The sequence below is a fragment of the Neisseria canis genome, assembly GCF_900636765.1.
GTDB lineage: Bacteria > Pseudomonadota > Gammaproteobacteria > Burkholderiales > Neisseriaceae > Neisseria > Neisseria canis.
Window position 1 is genome coordinate 1,253,795 of record NZ_LR134313.1, and the last position, 19,462, is coordinate 1,273,256.

The window sequence follows — 19,462 nt, forward strand, 5'->3', positions numbered from 1 at the left end:
GCGTTGGGGAAATGGTGCTGAAAAGGGCTTGATTTTATCATGCTTTGAGCGGTTTCGGCTTGAGCGAGCCCAGATAAATCGCCAACATGGTTAACGCGGCGCCGCTCCATTGCAGGCCGTTGATGGTTTTGCCGAGAAAGAAATAATCAATGAAAAGTGCGGCTACGGGTTCGCTCAAGAACAGCAAACCGGTCAGCGCAAGCGGCAGCAGCGGCACGGCATAGGCAATCAGCCCCCATGCGAAACACTGCATCACCGCACCGTAAATCAAAACCAAGCCGATATCCCGTGGGGTGGCTGGAAAGAGTGAATCGGTATTGAATATCAGCGCGGGCGGCAACGCTGCCGCCATACCGCCCAAGCTTACCAGCATCATTAAGGCAAATAGCGGCGTGGGCTCGGTTTCGTGGGTTTTGCGCACATAAACCATAGATGCCGCCAGCATGGCACCCGATAAAATGCCGCTGATAAAGCCCCAGGCGGCATTGTGGTTGCGGCTGAATTCGGGGCTGCCGATCAAGGCTACGCCGGTTATGGCGATAAACAGGCTGGCCAGCTGCAGTCTGCTTTGTTTTTCGCCAAACCGGAAAAAGCCGATGGCGGCCAAAAAGAAAATCTGCAGGCTGTTGAGCAGGGTGGAAATGCCGGGGCCGACGGCATAAACGCTTTCATGCCAAAGCGAGAGGTCTATGCCGAAAAACGCACCGGCAACCAGCCCGCAGCACAGGCCTTTTTTCGATTGGGGTAGCCGTTGCCCGAATCTGCGGGCGAGCAGCGAGAAAATGATGCCGGCGATGCAGAGCCGCCAAAATGCGACGGCGTAAGCACCCACGGGCACGGTTGCAACAATCACGCTGCCCATGCCGAATACGATGCTGCCTACAATCAAGCCGGGTGCGGCGTATTTCTGCATATTCATAGCGAAAAACAAAAGTAATTTTTTGAAAAAAAATGCCGGTATAAGTAAAATAGAGCCGGTCGGTAAGCTTTTAGGGAATGCCTGTCTGAAAAAGCGTTCAGACAGGCATGGCCGAAAGCTAACATATCCGGCATAAATAAGCCACGACCGGGAAAGCGGTTCAAACACAACGTATGCGTCATACCCGCATCAGGCCCTGCACAATATATTTGGGAAACTTAAGGAAAAATCATGACAATCCGTACCAAAATCTGCGGGTTTACCCGCCCGGAAGATGCACGCGCGGCAGCCGAGCTGGGCGCGGATGCGGTGGGTCTGGTGTTTTTTGAGGGCAGCAAGCGGCATGTTTCGATTGAACAGGCGCAGCAGATTGTGTGCGTGCTGCCGCCGTTTGTGAGCGTGGTGGCCTTGTTTGTGAACGAAACGGAAGCGCGCATCCGCCAAATTTTGGCTGAAGTGCCGATAGACATGATTCAGTTTCACGGCGATGAACCTGCCGAATTCTGCCGCTTGTTTGACCGCCCTTATCTGAAAGCCGTCCGCGTGCGCAATGCCGATGATATTGCGGTCGCGGCCGCAGCTTACCCCGATGCGCGCGCCGTGCTGTTTGACGCACACATCGCAGGTGAATACGGCGGCACGGGGCACAGCTTTGATTGGAAGATGCTGCCGGCCGGATTGGGCGGACATTGGATACTTTCCGGCGGCCTCAATCCTGAAAATATCAGCCGGGCGCTGCGTATCACAGGCGCTCGGGCGGTGGATGTGTCCAGCGGGGTCGAAAGCGCGCCGGGGATTAAATCGCGTGAAAAAATGGCGGCTTTCTTAGAGGCGGTGCGGTCGGAAGTTGCTTGAAAACGGCCGATAGAATATACGGAAAGCGTTGATTGAAAGGGGGGACGGGTTGATTTGCGGGCATAAGCAATGCGACCCGACAGAAACTGTGGAAAGCAAAGCGTACTTACACAATCTATGCCTTTTGTCCAACTAAAAGGAAAAACGGGAAACACAATAAAATAAAACAGGATAACAATAATGACTGAATACCAAACACGCAAAAGTTTAAACGTGCCTTACAGCGACAGCATCTTTAAAGAATTCTACATGGAGGAATTGGAAAAAAACCCGCTCTACCGCCATCTGCTCACCGCCATGCAGGCGGAGCCGCAGTGGCCGCAGGAAACATGGCGGGAAGCGTTGGGCGATCTGCATGATTACGAGTCGGCCTGCTTTCAAAAAGCGTTTGCCCGCATGCAGGAGATTTGCGGGGCGGAAAGCGACAGCTCGGTTAAGCTGAACGAATTTGTTTTTTACCGCAGCATGTTTTGATGCGTTCAGACAGGCCTGTCTGAATATCGTTTGCCGCTTTGGCTCGGCCCGGTTCGGCGGAAGAATGCCCGGCATAAACTGCGTTTCCTTTATAATGCAGCCTGCGTTTTTTATAATACGCTGATAATTGATTGTTTACTGATTTAGGAGATACTTGGATGGAAAAATACCAATTTCCAGATAATCAAGGATTTTTTGGAGAGCATGGTGGTATGTATGTTTCAGAAACTCTGCTTACTGCTATGAAAAAATTAGCTCAGGCATACCAGGAGGCCAAAAACGATCCCGCATTTTGGGAAGCGTTCCGCTCCGATTTGAAACATTATGTCGGCCGCCCCAGCCCCGTTTACCACGCACAACGCCTGTCTGAAAAGCTCGGCGGGGCGCAAATCTGGCTTAAGCGCGAAGACCTTAACCACACCGGCGCGCATAAAGTGAACAACACCATCGGTCAGGCGCTGCTGGCCAAGCGCATGGGCAAAAAACGCGTGATTGCCGAAACCGGCGCGGGGCAGCACGGCGTGGCGAGTGCCACCGTGGCTGCACGTTTCGGCATGGAATGCCATGTTTATATGGGCGCGGACGACATCCAACGCCAAGCGCCGAACGTGTTCCGCATGAAGCTGTTGGGGGCGAACGTGGTGAGTGTGGACAGCGGTTCGCGCACGTTGAAAGACGCCATGAACGAAGCCATGCGCGAGTGGGTGGCGCGGGTGGACGACACGTTCTACATCATCGGCACCGCCGCCGGCCCCGCGCCTTATCCCGAAATGGTGCGCGATTTCCAATGCGTGATCGGCAACGAAGCCAAAGAGCAGATGCTCGAAGCCATAGGCCGCCAGCCCGATGTGGCCGTGGCCTGCGTGGGCGGCGGTTCCAATGCCATCGGCTTGTTCCACCCCTATATCGGCGAAGAAAACGTGCGCCTGGTCGGCGTGGAAGCGGGCGGTAAAGGCGTGGACACAGACGAACATGCCGCGCCGATTACCAGCAAAGCCCCGATCGGCGTGCTGCACGGTTTCCGCAGCTACCTGATGCAGGACGAGCACGGCCAAGTGGTCGGCACCCATTCGGTATCCGCCGGTTTGGACTACCCGGGTATCGGCCCAGAGCACAGCCATTTGGCCGACATCGGCCGCGTTGAATACTATGCCGCCAACGACGATGCCGCACTGGAAGCCTTTGATTTGCTGTGCCGATACGAAGGCATTATCCCCGCGCTGGAAAGCAGCCACGCGCTGGCGTGGGCGGTGGCCGAAGCGCCGAAGATGGGCAAAGACCAAGTGATACTGGTGAATTTGTCCGGCCGCGGCGATAAGGATATTAATACGGTGGCAAGGCTGAAAGGAATTGAGCTTTAATGAAATGCCCGTCTGAAAAAGTTTTCAGATAGATATTTGTATAATCTGAATTGTTTTATTCTTATGCTCGGTTTTAAACCGAGTTTTTTATTTTTTCATTTATGAAAGGTATATATAGTCAATCAACTTAAAATAGTACGCTCACCATAATCAGGCTTGATTCCAATATTTCCTAATACTTACCAGAGCTCAAGAGCCTGAGTCAAGCCGTCATATTACGAAATTATGATAGACAATAAGTTTGTTTACATACTTTGAAGATTTTTTATTTATTTTTTATTTTTAGAAAAGAAATTGGAAATTTAGTGTTTTTGTTTATTGATATTTTATGTTATTATAATGTATATTAATATTAATCTTGGTTAACTTTTAATTACAAGGAGGAGTTGTTAAAATGGATAGCAATAGTTCATTATACGAAACTGCATTAAGAAACGTTGAGAATATGAAGAGCAAGTGTATTTCGGACAAGGAAATTTTGAAGAAGCAGAACTTCGTTGTCTCGGAATTAGAGATTGATAAAACCTTGCCATTAACACCCATTGAAAGTGGATTTGTCAAAAATTCTGAAATACCAATTACAGCAATTAATCTATTAAGTTACATTTGTGCGTTAGAGCTATATCCTGTGGTGTATCAGGGTGAGAATGAAGGTCAGTTAATACGACATGTTGTACCTAGACTTGGTTTAGAAAAACAAATTAGCTCATATGGTTCTTCAATGGATTTCTTTCCACACGTTGATAATCCGGATCTGAAGCTTAGGAATGAAAAATCTAGTAACTATCTAAAAACGCCAGTGCCAGATACTCTTTCTTTATTATGTTTAAGACAGAATAAAGAAGTTGCTACTAGTATTTTATTACTGGATACTGTTTTAGCAGAGTTTAATGTAGAGGAAAAGAAACTTTTAGAAGAACCGGAGTTTACTATTAATAGACCTGCTTCCTTTACGAAAGGAAGTTCTAATAATCAAGTTCCTTTATTAGTAAAAGATAATAATGGTTTATATTTATCGCGTTTCGATTTTCATAATGTTAGTACAAAGAATCCTGTTCATTCAGAAATACTAGAAAAATTTAAAAAAATTAGTCTTAATCCTGATATTTGGATTTCTTTGTATTTAGAACCTGGACAAATAGTTACTTTTGATAATCAAAGAGTTTTACATACTAGAAATGGGTTTCAACCAAAATTTGATGGTTATGATAGATGGCTTTTAAGGGTTTTTGGTCTATTTACAAAATGCGCATATGAGACTTTATTATCTCCTAATAAATGTTTACATCATCTGCGTACAAATTAAAAATTGAATAGTTTGTAGGAGAATGTAATGGAAAATATATTTGTGGATGGTAGTATTCTTTCTGAATATTTTTATTTAGGTATTTTTCTTTTAATACTAGTTTCTTTGATAGCTGGTTACGTTGATGCAATTGCGGGAGGTGCAGGTTTAATTTTAATTCCTACATTTTTAATGATTGGCTTACCTCCTCAGACTGCATTGGCGCAGGAAAAATTGGTTAGTACGGTAGGTACGCTTGCAGCTATTAAAAATTTTATGAGGAGTAGCTCAATTATTTGGAAAATAGCACCTGTGGGTATAATTGCAGCATTGATAGGAGCGTTTATTGGAGCAAAAATAATTCTTGTACTACCGGAAGACATTATTAATTACATTATTTTAGCTTTTTTACCTATTGGATTACTTGCTACTTTATTTAAAGGAGTATTACTAAAAAAAAATAATGAAACAACTAAAATTAAAGAATCTGCCATAGCCGTGTTTTTTACTTGTTTAATAGTAGGTTTTTATGACGGTTTTTTTGGGCCTGGGACGGGTAGCATTTTCATTATTGCGCTATTCGTTATTAATAAGTTATCACTTCTTCAAGCGTCAGCTACGTCAAAAATTTTCAATTTTGCATCTAATATAGGTGCTTTTGTAGCATTCTTATTTGCAGGCAAGATGGCAATAGTAATTGGTATACCTATGATCATAGCAAATCTAATTGGAAATCATTTTGGTAGTTTGCATGCAATCAATTCTGATGGTGAAATTATTCGAAAGGTGTTAATAGTAACAGTATTGTTAATTATTTGTTCTATGATATATAAAGTAATTTTTAGTTGGTAAGAAGCTTATTATCATGTAATAAATTAGGGTAACAAAAATGCCTGTCTGAAACTTTTTTCAGACAGGCATTGTGTTTGCGGCAGGGCTATTCCAATGCGTCGTTTAACCTTTGTTCAATTGCATCGGCATCAAACGATTTGGCAATCAGCTCGAAGCGGCTGTCGCGACGCCATGAAACTTGGTTGGCGCCCCATTGCCCGTCAACCCAGTTGAGCCAAACCCAAGTGCCGAGCACGCGGAACACGCCTTTGGCGCGCACGAGGCCTTCGGTCATTTTGGGCAGGTCGTTGAAAAAGTGAGTGAGTTTTTCGCCGTCGAAATCGCGGTCGGCGGGGAAGGTGAAGCCTTGCGATTGCAAGCCCATGGTGTTGTCGGGCAGGGCTTTGACGCGGTAGCGTGATTTTTCGACCACGGGGATGTCGAGCCAGGCGATGTCCATTTGCGCGTTTTGCACTTCAGCCACTTTGGCTTTGGGCGGAAACAGTTTGGCCGCCTGCTCGCGGAATGCGGCCATCTGTTCGGGCGTGCACAGGTCGGTTTTGCTGGCGACCAGCACGTCGCACACGCCGATTTGGTCTTTGTAAAGCGCCTGTCTGGCGTAATCGGGGTCGGTAAACTGGCGCGGGTCAACCACGGTAAACACGGCGCCGATGTCGAGCATTTGGTCGAAAGGCGGGGTTTTGAGTTCGTCGATAACGGTGGCGGCGTGTGCGAGGCCGCTGGCTTCAATCAGTATGCGGTCGGGTTTGTTGCCGGTAACCATGCGGTTGATGGTGTTGCCCATTTGCGGGCCGGCCACACAGCAGAGGCATCCGCCGGCAATTTCTGCCACAGGGATGCCGTTGTCGCTCAACACGGCACCGTCGATGCCGATTTCGCCGAATTCGTTAACCAGAATCACCCATTTTTCATCAGGATTTTTTTGTGCCATCAGGCTTTTGAGGGCGGTGGTTTTGCCGGTGCCGAGAAAGCCCGAAATCAGGTGGACTTTGGCTTTTTTTATTGTTGACATTGTTTGCATATTCCTGTGAGTACAACATGTTCTTCTTTTACGGCAAAGCCGTTGGCGGCCACGGCTTTTTGCAGCGCCGTCCATTCTTTGCTGAGCGATTGTTCGTCAACCGCGCCGCATTCGGTGCAAACCAGAATGAATGCGCTGTGGTGCAGGTCGGCCGAGCTTTCGTGGCAACGGCTGCTGCATTCGTGTTGCGCATGGCTGCATAAAACGTAGCCGTTGACGGCGGCCACTTTGTGCAGCACGCCTTGCTCCACCCAGAAATCGAGCGCGCGGTAGGCGGTGGGCGGAGCCACGGGTGTGTCGCTTTGCTGCTGCATCAGCGACAAAACGGTGTAGGCTTTAATCACGCCGCTTTGCTGCAAAACCAAGTCGAGCACCTGCTCGCGCAGCGCGGTAACTTGGGCGCCGGTTTCGCGGCAGCGGTCGAGGATTTTTTGTTTGTGGTTCATTCCGTAAGCTTTCTGCAGGCCTGAAAAATCATGAATGGCGGTGTTTCATTATAACCGAATGCCTGTCTGAAAGGTATGTTCAGACAGGCATTCAACAGGAGCGGGGCATTAGCCGCGGGTAACGGGCAGCGGGCCGAATGCCTGCGCCACGGGCATGATTTCGATGGTGTTCACGTTCATGTGCTTCGGGTTGTTGTAGAGCCAGAGGGCGGTGTCGGCTATGTCTTGCGGGCTGATATATTGCACGTTTTCGTAGAGTTTTTGTGCGCGCTCGTCATCGCCTTTGAAGCGGACGTTGGAAAATTCGGTGCCGCCGCACAAGCCCGGCTCGATATTGCTCACGCGCACGCCCCTGCCTTGCAGATCGGCGCGCAGGTTGAGGGAAAACTGGCGCACAAACGCTTTGGTGGCGCCGTAAACATTGCCGCCGGGATAGGGGTAGGTGCCGGCGACGGAGCCGATATTGATGATGTAACCGTCTTTGCGCGCCACCATTTGCGGCAGCACTTGGCGGGTAAGGTAGGTCAGGCCGATAACATTGGTTTGAATCATGGTCTGCCAGTCGTTGAAATCGGCTTCGGGGGCGAAGTCCAAACCCAGCGCCAAGCCGGCATTGTTGATAAGGCAGTCGATTTGGGCAAAATCTTCGGGCAGGCTTTGCAGGGCGGCATCAATGGAGACGTTGTCGGCCATATCCATTTGCAGCGGATGGAAACCCGCGCCCAATGCTTTTTGCAAATCTTGCAGCTTATCCAAACGCCGCGCCGCGCCGATGACTTTGAAGCCCGCACGAACAAAGGTTTCGCACATCGCTTTGCCGAAACCGGCCGATGCGCCGGTGATTAAAACAGCCATGATTTTCTCCTTTTCTTAAGGTGTTTTCGGGTATTATACGCAAGCTGAAAAATATTCTAAGTATTTATGTTAAAGGAACGCGAAATGAATTTCAAATTATTACCTGCATTAGCCGCCGGTGTTTTCTTGTTGGCCGGTTGCGGCGGCAGCGGGGAGGGCGTAGGCGCGAAAGGGCCGGTTTCGGAATCGCGTACCGCCGCGTTTAAAAGCATGATGCCTGAATATCTGAGCATGGGTAAAGTGGTGAAAGGCGAGGAAGAGTTTGATGCGGCAAAATTCCAGGCAAACGCTGCCGCTTTTGCGCAAAATGCGCGAAAGCCTTTCGAGCATTTCCAAAACGACCCCGAAGGCAACGGTTACACGCTGCCGACAGTGTGGCAGAAACCCGCCGAATTCAAAGCGGAAGAGGAAAAATTCATTGCTGCAGTAGATGAGCTGAACGCGAAAGCGCAAAGCGGCGATTTTGAAGCCATTAAAGCGGCCTATGCCAAAACGGGGGAAAGCTGCAAATCCTGCCACAGCGTGTTTAGAAGCAATTGATACGATGCCTGTCTGAAAGCTTTTCAGACAGGCATTTTTACTGCTGTTAAAATCAAAATGCCTTTTAAGTAAAAAGGAGAAAACACATGAAGAACATCCGTGATTATTCCCTTTTGCTGCTGGGTTTGGCCGCATGGCCGGTGTGTGCCGACGTGGCGGACGCAGTTGAAGAGGATACTTGGATAGACCGCCAGCGCGGCTCGGTGCAGAGCGGCATACGCGGCTTGGCGCACAATATGGACGATTGGTTCGGCACGCCCGATCCCAACCGACCGGCCACTGCCAATCTGCGGGTGATGCTGGATACGGAATGGAACAAATACGACGATTTTTCCGTAAAGCCCCGTGTGCGCGGGCGCGTGCGGCTGCCGGTTTTGGAGCGGCGCCTGAATGTGATTTTCGGCGATGATTCGCTGGATGACGAGCCGCAGCAAAACGCCCATGTTTACAGCGAGCAGCCGCGCCACAACGAAAAAGCGTTTGACCGCCGCCAAAGCCGTGATGAAAACTCGTCGCTGGCTTTACGTTGGTCGGATTTGACCAAGCGCTTGGGCGTGGAAACGGATTTTGATTTGGGCGTGCGCTCTGGCGACGACATTTACGCACGCGCCAAGTTGGGCAAAGAATGGGTGCTCAATCCCGAGCTGGATACCCGCGTCGAACAAATCTACCGCTACGGGCTGGACAGCAAACATCATGTGCGCAGCAACTGGGAAATCCGCCACGGCGGGGAAAACAAACCTTTCATCGCCAACCAAATGCATGTGCAGTACGAACATGATCGCGAAGAGCTTTGGACTTGGGGCAACAGCCTCTACCGCCAGCATGATTTGGCAGGCATGATGAAGCGCTTGAACTACGGTGTGTACGCTGGCGGCGATATTGAAAAACGCAAAGTCAAGCTAAATAGTTACGGCCCGTTCGCAGGCTGGCGCCAGCCGGTGTGGAAAGACTGGCTGTTTATGCAGACCGAGGTTAATTATTTGAACGATAAGAAACACAGCCGTAACCACCATGTGGGCGCGCTGCTGCGGTTTGAGGCTTTGTTTTAGCGGCGTATAAAAATGGCAAACTTGTCATATCCGTATATAGTAAAAAACTTAATTTTAGTAGCATTTCCGTCATACTCGGGCTTGACCCGAGTATCCTGAGTTGCGCTGACTTTAGGAGATACTCGGGTCAAGCCCGAGTATGACGAACGTACTATTTTTAATTCATCCACTATATATACTTGCCCCGGGTATGACGGTGTTGTTATTTTTGAAGTTGGTAGGCTGTTACGATATTAATGCCTGTCTGAAAGCAGTTTTTCAGACAGGCATATTCAAGTGGGCAGGGTTAGCGTTTGGTGCCGCTGAGGCAGGCCCAGCCGTTGTCGGTTTGTGCGGGGGCGATGTCGAACCATTGGCTGTAAATGTCGCTCATTTCTGCTACTTGTTCTTCCAAAATGCCGGATAACACGATGCGTCCGCCTGTTTTGGTGCGCGAAGCCAGCATGTCGCCGAGCATACGCAGCGGGTTGGCAAGGATGTTGGCAATCACGATATCGAAGCTGCCTTCTGGCAACTCGTCGGGCAGGTAAAATGCGGCGGTGGTTTGGTTTTGGGCGGCGTTTTCTTTGCTGGCGAGGATGGCTTGGTCGTCAATGTCCACGCCGGTTGCGCTGCCTGCGCCGAGCTTGAGGGCGGCAATGGCCAAAATGCCGGAGCCGCAGCCGTAATCCAAAACGGATTCACCACCTTGCAGATTGGTGTCCAGCCATTGCAGGCAAAGGCGGGTGGTGGGGTGGCTGCCGGTGCCGAATGCGAGACCGGGGTCGAGCTGGAGGTTGACGGCGCCGGCATCCGGTGCTGCGTGCCATGAGGGGGTAATCCACAGGCGGTCGGAAATTTTGATAGGGTCGAACTGGGATTGTGTGAGGCGCACCCAGTCTTGCTCGGGCAGCAGTTCGGATTCGTATGCGGGCGGCTCGATTTTTACGTCTTGTGCGGCGGCGGCGAGTATTTCCGATACCTTGTCTTGCTCTTGAAACAGGGCGATGATTTTGCTGCGTTGCCAGATTTGGCCGGTGGGCATGCCGGGTTCGCCGAAAATGGCTTCTTCCTGTTCGGTGTCTGCGTAGGCGTCTTCAATCGCGGTGGAAAGCGCGCCGTGTTCCATCAGGGCGTCGGAAAGGGTTTCGGCTATGCGCTCGTGTACGAAAATGGTGATTTGTCGGTATGCCATGAGATGTGTCCGGGGGTGTTTATGTTGCCTGTATTTTAACCTATATGGTTGTGAAACTTAATATCCCGAAGCGCCGGTCGTTAAACAATCTGATTCATAACTGTTTGCTGTGGTTTTGAGCCTGTGGTGTTTGCAGGCACCGGCTCCGGGTGGTTTTCAGACAGGCATTGGGTTATTTGCAGCGGTACCAGATGCGTTTTCTCCAAGTGGGCTTGGGGGTGTGGTCGAGAAATAGTTCGACCAGCTTGCCGTTTTTCAGCTCTAAGCTGATATTGCGGCGGAACACGCGTTCCGTATTGAGCAGGTCGCCGTTTTCGTCGGTGTCGAAACCGGATTGGGTGTAGCGCGCCGTGCCTTTGATGAGGGTGGGGGTGCGGCGGGTGTAGCTCAGGCGGTCGACTTCTTCGCCGGCTTCCCAATAGCCGTATGTCATGGTGTTTTTGCGGACGGTTAAGGTAACGGCGGTGTCGATGTCGGGCATCTTGCAATATTCGCGGGCTTTTTTGGCGGTGGGTTTGCCTTCCCAGTTGGTCACCCATTGGCCGCGGAGTGCGGCGGGAATATCTTGGGCATGGGCGGCGGCACCGGCCAGTGATAAGAATGTGCAGAAAAGTAATGTAAGTGAGCGGTTCATAGTGTGTTTCCGTGGTTTCAGACAGGCATATATTGTGATGGTTTTGGGTGCGGATGCCTGTCTGAAAAATATGAAGCCCGCCTAAGCGGGCTTAGGCGGGTTGGGTTTTTAGGATTTTTTGCCTTTGTGTTCGGCCATCCATTGCTCGAGGTAATGGATGCTGACGCCGCCTTTTTGGAAGCCTGCGTCCATAAACAGGTCTCGGTGCAGGGCGGTGTTGGTTTTGATGCCGGTGATGGCCAGTTCGTCCAATGCAACCAGCATTTTGGCGATGGCTTGCTCGCGGGTTTTACCCAACACGCAAACTTTACCGATCAGGCTGTCATAATTGGGCGGAATGCGGTAGCCCTGATAAATGTGGCTGTCGATGCGCACGCCCAAACCGCCGGGCAGGTGGCAGCTTTCAATCAGGCCGGGGCTGGGGATGAATGTGTACGGATCTTCCGCATTGATACGGCATTCAAAGGCATGGCCTTTGATTTGAACGTCTTTCTGCGTGTACTGCAAAGGCATGCCGGCGGCGATGCGCAGCTGCTCCTGCACGATGTCGATGCCGGTTACCAGCTCGGTTACAGGGTGCTCAACCTGCACGCGGGTATTCATTTCGATAAAGAAAAATTCGCCGTCTTCATATAGGAATTCAAACGTACCTGCGCCGCGGTAGCCGATGCGTTTACATGCGGCCACGCATGCCTCGCCGATTTTCTTGCGTTCTTTTTCGGTAATGCCGGGAGCAGGTGCTTCTTCAATCACTTTTTGGTGGCGGCGCTGCATGGAGCAGTCGCGCTCGCCCAAGTAAATGGCATTGCCGTGTTCGTCGGCCAAAACCTGAATTTCAACGTGGCGCGGTTTTTGCAGATAGCGCTCCATGTAAACCATGGGGTTGCCGAATGCTGCGCCGGCTTCGGTACGGGTCATTTCCACGGATTTGAGCAGGTCTTCTTTTTTCTCGACCACGCGCATACCGCGCCCGCCGCCGCCGCCAGAGGCTTTGATGATAACGGGGAAGCCCACTTTGTCGGCGATTTTCAGGATTTCCTGATCGTTATCCGGCAAGGCGCCGTCGGAGCCGGGCACGCAAGGCACGCCTGCTTCGATCATGGCGTGTTTGGCAGACACTTTGTCGCCCATCAAACGGATGGTTTCGGGGCGCGGGCCGATAAAGGTGAAGCCCGAGCGTTCCACTTGTTCGGCGAAACGGTCGTTTTCGGCCAAAAAGCCGTAACCCGGGTGGATGCCGTCGGCACCGGTTACTTCGGCCGCAGAAATCAGGGCGGGGATATTCAGATAGCTTTGAGGGGAAGGTGCGGGGCCGATGCAGACGGATTCGTCGGCCAGTTTGACATGCAGGCTGTCTTTATCGGCTTCGGAATGCACGGCTACGGTGGAGATGCCCAGTTCGCGGCAGGCGCGCAATACACGCAATGCGATTTCACCGCGGTTGGCAATCAATACTTTTTTCAGCATGAATAGTTCCTTCGGAAGATAGGTATTTGCACGGGCAAATAGATATGCTGTGAGAATGTTTCAGACAGGCATGATGCCTGTCTGAAAAGAATCTTATTCGATAATAAATAATGGTTCGCCATATTCTACGGGCTGGCCGTTTTCAACCAGAATGGCTTTGATTACGCCGGATTTTTCGGCTTCGATTTCGTTCATCAGCTTCATGGCTTCAATGATACAGAGTGTGTCGCCTTCTTTCACGCTTTGGCCCACTTCTACGAAAGCCGGGGAAGAAGGGCTGGGGGCGCGGTAGAACGTGCCGACCATAGGCGATTTTTGTGCGTTTGCGGCATTGGCGGCAGGAGCGGGTGCGGCGGCTGCCGGAGCTGCAGCGGGCGCAGGAGCGGCAGGCGCTGCGGCGGGAATATGGTGGACAGGCGCTGCGTAAACAGGTTGTGCAGCGGTAGAGCGGGTAATGCGAACTTTTTCTTCGCCTTCGGTTACTTCAATTTCGGCGATACCTGACTCTTCAACTAAATCAATTAGTTTTTTCAGTTTGCGTAAGTCCATTTTTTATCCTTAGATCGTAATAGATAGGGTTTGCTGTTGCTTGGAGAAAGCAGCAGTGAGAAATTTTGAACGGTAGGTTTTTGATATAACCGGTTGTTTGATTAAAAATCTATTTTCTATATTTTGCTGTTAAATGTCCAGCAAAATATAGAAAAAGCCATATATTTTCTGTGAAAAAGCATTTTCGTTGCAATTTTATTCATTTTTTGAAAGAGTGCGGAAAGCTGCTCAGATTGTTGTTAAACGGTATAGGCGCGTGGTTTCCAGGCTTCTGGCAAAAGCGAGCGGATCATGCTGGTTTTTCGCTTTATTGTGGCCGGGTTGGGTGCAGATTGTGCCGGCAATCTGCAAACCGGCATTGCCGATGATTTGAGCCAATTCATCCTGGCCGCGCAAACCCAAATGCTCGGCCAGGTCGGACATAATCAGCCAAGCTTCGCCCGATTCGTTTAGATGCTCTGCAACGCCGTTTAAAAAACCTTTCAGCATGGCGCTTTCGGAGTCGTAGAGGGCGGTTTCTACGGCGGATGTGGGTTTGGCCGGCAGCCAGGGCGGGTTGCATACGATTAAATCGGCTTTGCCGGGCGGGAATAAATCGGTTTGCTGTAAAACCACTTTTTCAGACAGGCCTAATCGTTTGAAGTTGGCATGTGCGCAAGCGATGGCGCGCGGGTTGGTGTCGGTGGCGGTAACGGCCGGAATGCCGCGTCGGGCGAGCAAAGCGGCAATCACGCCGCTGCCGGTGCCGATGTCGAAAGCGGTTCGGCAGTTTGGCGGCAGAGGGGCTTGGGCGATTAAGTCGAGATATTCGCCGCGGAGAGGGGAAAATACACCGAACGGAACGTGAATGTGCGCACCCAATGCGGCAATGTCCACACCTTTTTTATGCCATTCATGGGCGCCGATAAAGCCGAGCAATTGATTGAGCGGAAGCAGGAAAGGGCGGGTGTTTTCTTCGCCGTACACTTCCAAAAGTGCGGCGTGTATGTCGGGTGCGCGTGGCAGTTTGAGCGTGAAGCCGGGCTGGACCTCGACCGCCAGCATATTGATCAAGCGCGCCTGCTGCGCCTGCTGCATGCGGTGTGTGTGGAAGATTTCCGCCGGGTGCTTGGATTGGTTTGCGGCTTTGGCGGCGGGTTTGCGCAGGCGTTTTTTGATGGCGGCCAGCACTTGTTTGGCATTGTGGAAATCGCCCTGCCAAAGCGTGGCGGTGTTGGCATAAGCACGCTTTAATACGGCATCTGCGCTGCATTCTTGAACGCTGACAATGGCTTGCGGCGCTTTTTGCGTGCTTTCCGTGCGCCATTCGATAGCAGACGCTTGTGGATTGGGTGGGGTTGCGGGGTGTGGCATGGGGCGGCTCTGAAAAGAGATGGAAAGAGTATATCTCAATGAAGGCAGCATGCGAAAGAAAGTTGGCAGGTTTGTTGTTGTTTCATTGCGGTATGCCTGTTTGAAAAATATTGGACAATATGTATAAAAATTTTATCTGAAAACATGGAATTTTATAAAAATCAAACAAAGTGATTGCTGTTTTGTCTAATTTGCGTATAATCGGCAACAACAAACCAAGATGATATTAGACAGGTATAACCATGCAGCTGGACATCGACCGACTAATCGCCTATTTCGGCGGCGTGAACGCGCTGGCTGAGGCCTTAAAAAAACACGATCCCGACAATGCGGCCAGCACCGCCGCAATCTATAAATGGCGCACACGCGGTTCGATGCCGCTCAATCAGCTGCAAAAGCTGAGCGCGCTGGCCGAAGCACAAGGCCGACCGCTTGATTTGAATGCATTTATGAACCAACAAACCACACTGGAGAAACCCGCTATGCCAACCAATAACCGCATCATTATTTTCGATACCACACTGCGCGACGGCGAGCAGTCGCCCGGCGCTGCCATGACCAAAGAGGAAAAACTGCGTGTCGCGCGCCAACTTGAAAAATTGGGTGTGGACGTGATTGAGGCGGGTTTTGCGGCAGCCAGCCCTGGCGATTTTGAAGCCGTTAACGAAATCGCCAAAACGCTCACACGCGCGACCGTGTGTACGCTGGCGCGTGCGGTGGAGAACGATATCCGCAAAGCGGGCGAAGCCATCGCACCGGCGCAAAACCGCCGTATCCACACATTTATCGCCACCAGCCCGATCCATATGGAATACAAGCTGAAGATGAAGCCGCAAAAAGTGATTGAAGCTGCGGTAAAAGCCGTGAAAATCGCCAGAGAATACACGGATGACGTTGAATTTTCGTGCGAAGACGCATTGCGCTCAGAAATTGATTTTCTGGCAGAAATCTGCGGCGCGGTAATTGAGGCGGGTGCCACCACCATCAATATCCCCGACACCGTCGGCTATTCCGTGCCGCACAAAACCGAAGCCTTTTTCCGCGAATTGATTGCGAAAACACCGGGCGGCGACAAAGTGGTGTGGTCGGCACATTGTCATAATGATTTGGGCTTGGCCGTTGCCAACTCACTGGCAGCCGTATTGGGCGGTGCACGCCAAGTGGAATGTACCGTAAACGGTTTGGGCGAGCGCGCAGGCAATGCTTCGATTGAAGAAATCGTGATGGCACTGAAAACCCGCCATGATGTGTTCGGCTTTGAAACCGGTATCGACACCACTCAAATTGTGCCTGCATCGAAACTGGTTTCCACCATTACCGGTTACCCCGTGCAGCCGAATAAAGCGATTGTGGGCGCCAATGCTTTTGCTCATGAATCGGGCATCCACCAAGACGGCGTGTTGAAGCACCGCGAAACCTACGAAATTATGTCGGCCGAGTCCGTAGGCTGGGCAGCCAACCGTTTGAGCTTGGGCAAACTTTCCGGCCGCAATGCGTTTAAAACCAAGTTGGCCGATTTGGGTATCCAACTTGAAAGCGAAGAAGCTTTGAATGCTGCGTTTGCCCGCTTTAAAGAGCTGGCCGACAAAAAACGCGAAATTTTCGATGAAGATTTACACGCACTGGTGTCGGACGAATTGGCGGGCATGGCGGAAAGCTACAAATTCATTTCGCAACGCATCTCAACCGAAACCGGCGAAGAGCCGCGTGCCGAAATCACGTTTAGCGTAAAAGGCGAGGAAAAACATGCTTCCGCTACCGGTTCCGGCCCGGTTGACGCAATTTTCAAAGCGATTGAAAGCATCGTTCAAAGTGGCGCGAGTTTACAGCTTTATTCTGTGAATGCGGTAACGCAAGGCACGGAAAGCCAAGGCGAAACCGCCGTGCGCCTCGCACGCGGCACCCGCGTTGCCAACGGACAAGGCTCCGATACCGATGTGTTGGTGGCAACCGCCAAAGCGTATCTTTCCGCTTTGAGTAAACTGGAAAGTGCCGAACGGATTAAAGCGCAAGGTGTGATTTAAATTTTAAGTGTGTTGAGTAACAATGCCTGTCTGAAAAGTGTTCAGACAGGCATTGTTTATGTGGAGCGGGACTTTGTGTCGGTGGTTGTTTTTTACATTGAGAGTGTAAGTTAAAAAAATTTATTTTTGGGAAGAAGAAGGTTGCCTGGAATAATTTCAGGCAACCTTTCGTACGTTTAAAAATGCGTTTATCTTTATGATTTTTATATTAAATATTAGAAGAAGAATTATTAATACATTGATTTAAAAAATAACTGTTTTGTTAATTACTATTAAATTTATATCAATTGATTGTTTATTTTTGTAAAAAATGGTTTTAGAAAATAGCGTGTCAATCATCTGTGTTCTTGATAGTTTAAGCATTTGGAATTTTTTCTGTCTGAGGAATATTTGTTAATAAAAGTTACCTGTCTGAAAAAGGGAAACTTCCCTACTTGGAAACTGACTAATTAGTACAGAGCATAAAACATTAAGTAAAAATAAAATATGATAAAAATATAGCGTAATTTTTTCATACGTTAGATTATTAGAATTGTTTTGTTTTAATATTAATAAATGGTTCCAATGCAGATTAACAGCTGGGAGGCAGAAGTGAAAAGAGTTTATCTGTTGCTGTGTATGCTGGCGATACCGCTTACCGCTTCAGCTTTCGGTGTTGGCGGATTGAGTGATATTTTGACTGGGAAATCCAGAGCCAATATTGCAGTCGGTGTATTAGACAACAGTTCCATAGATGCAGAGGCGGAAGCTTCAAATGGTGGTAGTGCTTCGGCTGGTGGAGTAATCGCTGATCAGAATACTAAGAACAAAGCTGTCCGTACTAATGTGTCGGCAGGAATATTGAGAAATACTGATATTAAAGCCCGGGCAAAAGCCAATGGACGTAACAGTAAAGCTTTAGCCGGCGGCATTATAGCGGGAACCGAATAAAAGTTGTTTGTATTGTGGTTTTTGTTTTTTAAGAATTAAATGGTTCGGGACGAGCCCGGCTGTTTATAGCAGGCAATAGTAAACCCCCTTTAAGTTACTGTTGCATGTTCGTTAAAGCGGAAAACAACATGTTCCGTTAATCCTTGAATCTATATTAGGAGTTTAGTCATGAAAAAAGTTTCTGCATTGTTTTTGGCACTGATGGTTTCTGTAGGTGCTCAGGCTGATGGTCTTGGTGATGCAGTTAATGCGGTAAGCAAAGCTTTGGATAAAAATGTTTCTGTCAATGCCGGTGTGGGTGTTGTAAATGATAAAGCTGAAATTGATGCTGAAGCAGAAGCTAAAAGCGGAGGTTTGGCTAATGCCGGTGGTGTAGTAGCGAGCCAAAAAGTAGGTCAAGGCTTCGTTGCTGTGAACGCAGGTGTAGGCGTATTTAACGGCGGAAAAGTTAAAGCTAAAGCTACTTCAACAGGTAAGGGTAGTGTAGCCAATGCTGGTGGCGTGGTAGCTTCACAACACTAAATATTTAGGCTTTGCCTGAATTTTGATGATGGTAGGTTATGCCCTATACCATTGAAATGACAAGCGTGGGCATGAGCCCACGCTTCAGATATTTTCGGCTTATTTAATAAATCCATACAGGAGTGTGGCTGATGAATAATAGAGTAATGCTATTTGCATTTTGCTTGGCTGCCATGCATGCCGGTGCCAATCCTATAACTGACTTTATCGAAAATGAGTCGCTTAAATGGGTTAACAAGGTGGACGGTAATGTCGCTACAGGGAAATTGGATAACAGCAGTATTAATGCTACGGCTATTGCCGATGGAGACAATTCTTATGCAGTGGCAGGTGGTGTAATCAGCCATAACAGTAATAAAGGCATTAAAAACGGCAAAAAAAGAGCGGAAGTCAAGCTTGAAGGTGCTCGGATAAATGCTCATGCAGAGGCTTCAAACGGAAACAAGGCATTTGCCGGTGCTTATGTGAATAAATAAATATTCCAATAATGCTGAAAGGCAAAATTGTGTGCTTGAGTAAAGCGGAACAGTTTTCAACTTTAAAACAGGAGTTTTAAGACATGTCTAAACGTCAATTAGCGCTTGCTTTAAGCGGCGTATTTTTGGCAGCGTCTGTTTCCCATGCAGCGCCGAATTCCATTACTGATAAAGGTTCGGTTTCTGAAAGAAAGTCGGTTTCCGAAAATAAAGGAGCGTTGAAACAAGAGAAAATCGAGGTACGCAATTTGCAGGGTGGTAAGCTGATTCAAAGTGGTAATAAAGTGATTTTGCAGGGCGGCACCATTGTCGGTAAAGCTGGTGACAAAGAACCTTTGATTCAGATTGAAAACCCACTCAACAAGCAAGTTATCATCCGCGATACCCGTATTATTACTGATGGTATAACCCAATCGGCCAAAGGGGATAGTGCTGGAATTGTAGTGATTGAAAACGGAAATAAAAAAGGCAATTCGAAAGTAAAAATGCAGAATGTGCGTGTTACTTCGCGTAACAGCAATATTCAAGCTACTGCAATTGCCTCCAACGGTGGCAAAGCGTGTGCAGGTGTGGTATGTACCGGCTTTGACGATGACGACGAAAGCAACATTATTGTTGATGTTAAAGGACGCAATACATTCAAGGCGATTGCAAAATGATAACTTCAATAAAA

Annotated in this window: 21 protein-coding genes; 12 read left to right on the forward strand and 9 right to left on the reverse strand. The window is 49.3% G+C overall.

The features are described 5' to 3' along the window. Positions 1-37: 37 nt before the first annotated feature. Complete coding sequence (locus EL143_RS05875) at positions 38-919, reverse strand: DMT family transporter (protein WP_085415664.1); 882 nt, start codon at positions 917-919, stop codon at positions 38-40. Positions 920-1,150: 231 nt separating this feature from the next. On the opposite strand from EL143_RS05875, the gene EL143_RS05880 reads away from it, so the two are divergent. The 5 genes from EL143_RS05880 (at position 1,151) to EL143_RS05900 (ending at position 5,746) form a co-directional block, all read left to right on the forward strand. Beyond that, positions 1,151-1,774, forward strand: a complete 624-nt coding sequence (locus EL143_RS05880) for a phosphoribosylanthranilate isomerase (protein WP_197719622.1) — start codon at positions 1,151-1,153, stop codon at positions 1,772-1,774. A 180-nt stretch (positions 1,775-1,954) separates the two neighbouring features. Then, a complete protein-coding gene (locus EL143_RS05885) occupies positions 1,955-2,248 on the forward strand; it encodes a hypothetical protein (RefSeq protein WP_085415662.1) in 294 nt (97 codons plus the stop codon). A gap of 158 nt (positions 2,249-2,406) precedes the next feature. Further along, positions 2,407-3,609, forward strand: coding sequence for a tryptophan synthase subunit beta (gene trpB, locus EL143_RS05890; RefSeq protein ID WP_085415661.1), 1,203 nt, complete (start codon positions 2,407-2,409; stop codon positions 3,607-3,609). Between the two features lie 394 nt (positions 3,610-4,003). Beyond that, positions 4,004-4,915, forward strand: a complete 912-nt coding sequence (locus EL143_RS05895; protein ID WP_197719623.1) for a TauD/TfdA family dioxygenase — start codon at positions 4,004-4,006, stop codon at positions 4,913-4,915. A gap of 27 nt (positions 4,916-4,942) precedes the next feature. Next, positions 4,943-5,746, forward strand: coding sequence for a sulfite exporter TauE/SafE family protein (locus EL143_RS05900; RefSeq protein WP_085415660.1), 804 nt, complete (start codon positions 4,943-4,945; stop codon positions 5,744-5,746). An 85-nt stretch (positions 5,747-5,831) separates the two neighbouring features. Here the strand turns inward: EL143_RS05900 and EL143_RS05905 are convergent, their stop codons facing one another. The 3 genes from EL143_RS05905 to EL143_RS05915 all read right to left on the reverse strand — a co-directional run bounded on the left by EL143_RS05905 (position 5,832) and on the right by EL143_RS05915 (position 8,068). Next, on the reverse strand, positions 5,832-6,758 hold the full coding sequence (locus tag EL143_RS05905; RefSeq protein WP_085415659.1) for a CobW family GTP-binding protein: 927 nt from the start codon (positions 6,756-6,758) through the stop codon (positions 5,832-5,834). After that, positions 6,746-7,213: a Fur family transcriptional regulator gene (locus EL143_RS05910; RefSeq protein ID WP_085415658.1), complete on the reverse strand. Its 468-nt coding sequence runs from the start codon at positions 7,211-7,213 to the stop codon at positions 6,746-6,748. Before EL143_RS05910 ends, EL143_RS05905 begins: the two co-directional genes overlap by 13 nt. A 108-nt stretch (positions 7,214-7,321) precedes the next feature. Further along, the gene (locus tag EL143_RS05915; protein ID WP_085415657.1) at positions 7,322-8,068 is read right to left on the reverse strand and encodes an SDR family oxidoreductase; all 747 of its coding nucleotides are present in this window, start codon (positions 8,066-8,068) and stop codon (positions 7,322-7,324) included. Between the two features lie 84 nt (positions 8,069-8,152). On the opposite strand from EL143_RS05915, the gene EL143_RS05920 reads away from it, so the two are divergent. Continuing rightward, positions 8,153-8,608, forward strand: a complete 456-nt coding sequence (locus tag EL143_RS05920; protein ID WP_085415656.1) for a c-type cytochrome — start codon at positions 8,153-8,155, stop codon at positions 8,606-8,608. 86 nt (positions 8,609-8,694) lie between these two features. Next, complete coding sequence (locus EL143_RS05925; protein ID WP_085415655.1) at positions 8,695-9,660, forward strand: hypothetical protein; 966 nt, start codon at positions 8,695-8,697, stop codon at positions 9,658-9,660. Between the two features lie 286 nt (positions 9,661-9,946). Here the strand turns inward: EL143_RS05925 and prmA are convergent, their stop codons facing one another. The 5 genes from prmA to EL143_RS05950 form a co-directional block, all read right to left on the reverse strand. Then, a complete protein-coding gene (gene prmA, locus EL143_RS05930) occupies positions 9,947-10,834 on the reverse strand; it encodes a 50S ribosomal protein L11 methyltransferase (protein WP_085415654.1) in 888 nt (295 codons plus the stop codon). Positions 10,835-11,006: 172 nt separating this feature from the next. Beyond that, positions 11,007-11,468 (reverse strand): invasion associated locus B family protein, encoded by a 462-nt coding sequence (locus EL143_RS05935; RefSeq protein WP_085415653.1) that lies wholly within the window; start codon positions 11,466-11,468, stop codon positions 11,007-11,009. Between the two features lie 108 nt (positions 11,469-11,576). Further along, positions 11,577-12,935, reverse strand: coding sequence for an acetyl-CoA carboxylase biotin carboxylase subunit (gene accC / locus EL143_RS05940; RefSeq protein ID WP_085415652.1), 1,359 nt, complete (start codon positions 12,933-12,935; stop codon positions 11,577-11,579). 93 nt (positions 12,936-13,028) lie between these two features. Beyond that, the gene (accB, locus tag EL143_RS05945) at positions 13,029-13,484 is read right to left on the reverse strand and encodes an acetyl-CoA carboxylase biotin carboxyl carrier protein (protein WP_085415651.1); all 456 of its coding nucleotides are present in this window, start codon (positions 13,482-13,484) and stop codon (positions 13,029-13,031) included. Between the two features lie 228 nt (positions 13,485-13,712). After that, a complete protein-coding gene (locus tag EL143_RS05950; RefSeq protein ID WP_085415650.1) occupies positions 13,713-14,837 on the reverse strand; it encodes a methyltransferase in 1,125 nt (374 codons plus the stop codon). 242 nt (positions 14,838-15,079) lie between these two features. Here EL143_RS05950 and EL143_RS05955 point away from each other — a divergent pair, with 242 nt between their 5' ends. From EL143_RS05955 to EL143_RS05975, 5 genes are all read left to right on the forward strand, one after another. Beyond that, positions 15,080-16,861, forward strand: a complete 1,782-nt coding sequence (locus EL143_RS05955; protein WP_085415649.1) for a 2-isopropylmalate synthase — start codon at positions 15,080-15,082, stop codon at positions 16,859-16,861. 564 nt (positions 16,862-17,425) lie between these two features. Beyond that, complete coding sequence (locus EL143_RS05960) at positions 17,426-17,791, forward strand: hypothetical protein (protein ID WP_085417457.1); 366 nt, start codon at positions 17,426-17,428, stop codon at positions 17,789-17,791. Positions 17,792-17,959: 168 nt separating this feature from the next. Continuing rightward, positions 17,960-18,313 carry a hypothetical protein gene (locus EL143_RS05965; protein ID WP_085417456.1) on the forward strand — a complete coding sequence of 118 codons (354 nt, stop codon included), beginning with the start codon at positions 17,960-17,962 and terminating at the stop codon, positions 18,311-18,313. A gap of 131 nt (positions 18,314-18,444) precedes the next feature. Then, entirely contained in the window at positions 18,445-18,789 is a 345-nt protein-coding gene (locus tag EL143_RS05970) for a hypothetical protein (protein WP_085417455.1), read from the forward strand. 83 nt (positions 18,790-18,872) lie between these two features. Beyond that, complete coding sequence (locus EL143_RS05975; RefSeq protein WP_085417454.1) at positions 18,873-19,448, forward strand: hypothetical protein; 576 nt, start codon at positions 18,873-18,875, stop codon at positions 19,446-19,448. Positions 19,449-19,462: the final 14 nt, after the last annotated feature.

Coding starts and splice junctions, on each gene's coding strand:
- EL143_RS05875 (WP_085415664.1), bottom strand. CDS start 919: ATGAATATGCAGAAATACGCCGCACCCGGCTTGATTGTAGGCAGCATC.
- EL143_RS05880 (WP_197719622.1), top strand. CDS start 1,151: ATGACAATCCGTACCAAAATCTGCGGGTTTACCCGCCCGGAAGATGCA.
- EL143_RS05885 (WP_085415662.1), top strand. CDS start 1,955: ATGACTGAATACCAAACACGCAAAAGTTTAAACGTGCCTTACAGCGAC.
- trpB (WP_085415661.1), top strand. CDS start 2,407: ATGGAAAAATACCAATTTCCAGATAATCAAGGATTTTTTGGAGAGCAT.
- EL143_RS05895 (WP_197719623.1), top strand. CDS start 4,004: ATGGATAGCAATAGTTCATTATACGAAACTGCATTAAGAAACGTTGAG.
- EL143_RS05900 (WP_085415660.1), top strand. CDS start 4,943: ATGGAAAATATATTTGTGGATGGTAGTATTCTTTCTGAATATTTTTAT.
- EL143_RS05905 (WP_085415659.1), bottom strand. CDS start 6,758: ATGTCAACAATAAAAAAAGCCAAAGTCCACCTGATTTCGGGCTTTCTC.
- EL143_RS05910 (WP_085415658.1), bottom strand. CDS start 7,213: ATGAACCACAAACAAAAAATCCTCGACCGCTGCCGCGAAACCGGCGCC.
- EL143_RS05915 (WP_085415657.1), bottom strand. CDS start 8,068: ATGGCTGTTTTAATCACCGGCGCATCGGCCGGTTTCGGCAAAGCGATG.
- EL143_RS05920 (WP_085415656.1), top strand. CDS start 8,153: ATGAATTTCAAATTATTACCTGCATTAGCCGCCGGTGTTTTCTTGTTG.
- EL143_RS05925 (WP_085415655.1), top strand. CDS start 8,695: ATGAAGAACATCCGTGATTATTCCCTTTTGCTGCTGGGTTTGGCCGCA.
- prmA (WP_085415654.1), bottom strand. CDS start 10,834: ATGGCATACCGACAAATCACCATTTTCGTACACGAGCGCATAGCCGAA.
- EL143_RS05935 (WP_085415653.1), bottom strand. CDS start 11,468: ATGAACCGCTCACTTACATTACTTTTCTGCACATTCTTATCACTGGCC.
- accC (WP_085415652.1), bottom strand. CDS start 12,935: ATGCTGAAAAAAGTATTGATTGCCAACCGCGGTGAAATCGCATTGCGT.
- accB (WP_085415651.1), bottom strand. CDS start 13,484: ATGGACTTACGCAAACTGAAAAAACTAATTGATTTAGTTGAAGAGTCA.
- EL143_RS05950 (WP_085415650.1), bottom strand. CDS start 14,837: ATGCCACACCCCGCAACCCCACCCAATCCACAAGCGTCTGCTATCGAA.
- EL143_RS05955 (WP_085415649.1), top strand. CDS start 15,080: ATGCAGCTGGACATCGACCGACTAATCGCCTATTTCGGCGGCGTGAAC.
- EL143_RS05960 (WP_085417457.1), top strand. CDS start 17,426: ATGCAGATTAACAGCTGGGAGGCAGAAGTGAAAAGAGTTTATCTGTTG.
- EL143_RS05965 (WP_085417456.1), top strand. CDS start 17,960: ATGAAAAAAGTTTCTGCATTGTTTTTGGCACTGATGGTTTCTGTAGGT.
- EL143_RS05970 (WP_085417455.1), top strand. CDS start 18,445: ATGAATAATAGAGTAATGCTATTTGCATTTTGCTTGGCTGCCATGCAT.
- EL143_RS05975 (WP_085417454.1), top strand. CDS start 18,873: ATGTCTAAACGTCAATTAGCGCTTGCTTTAAGCGGCGTATTTTTGGCA.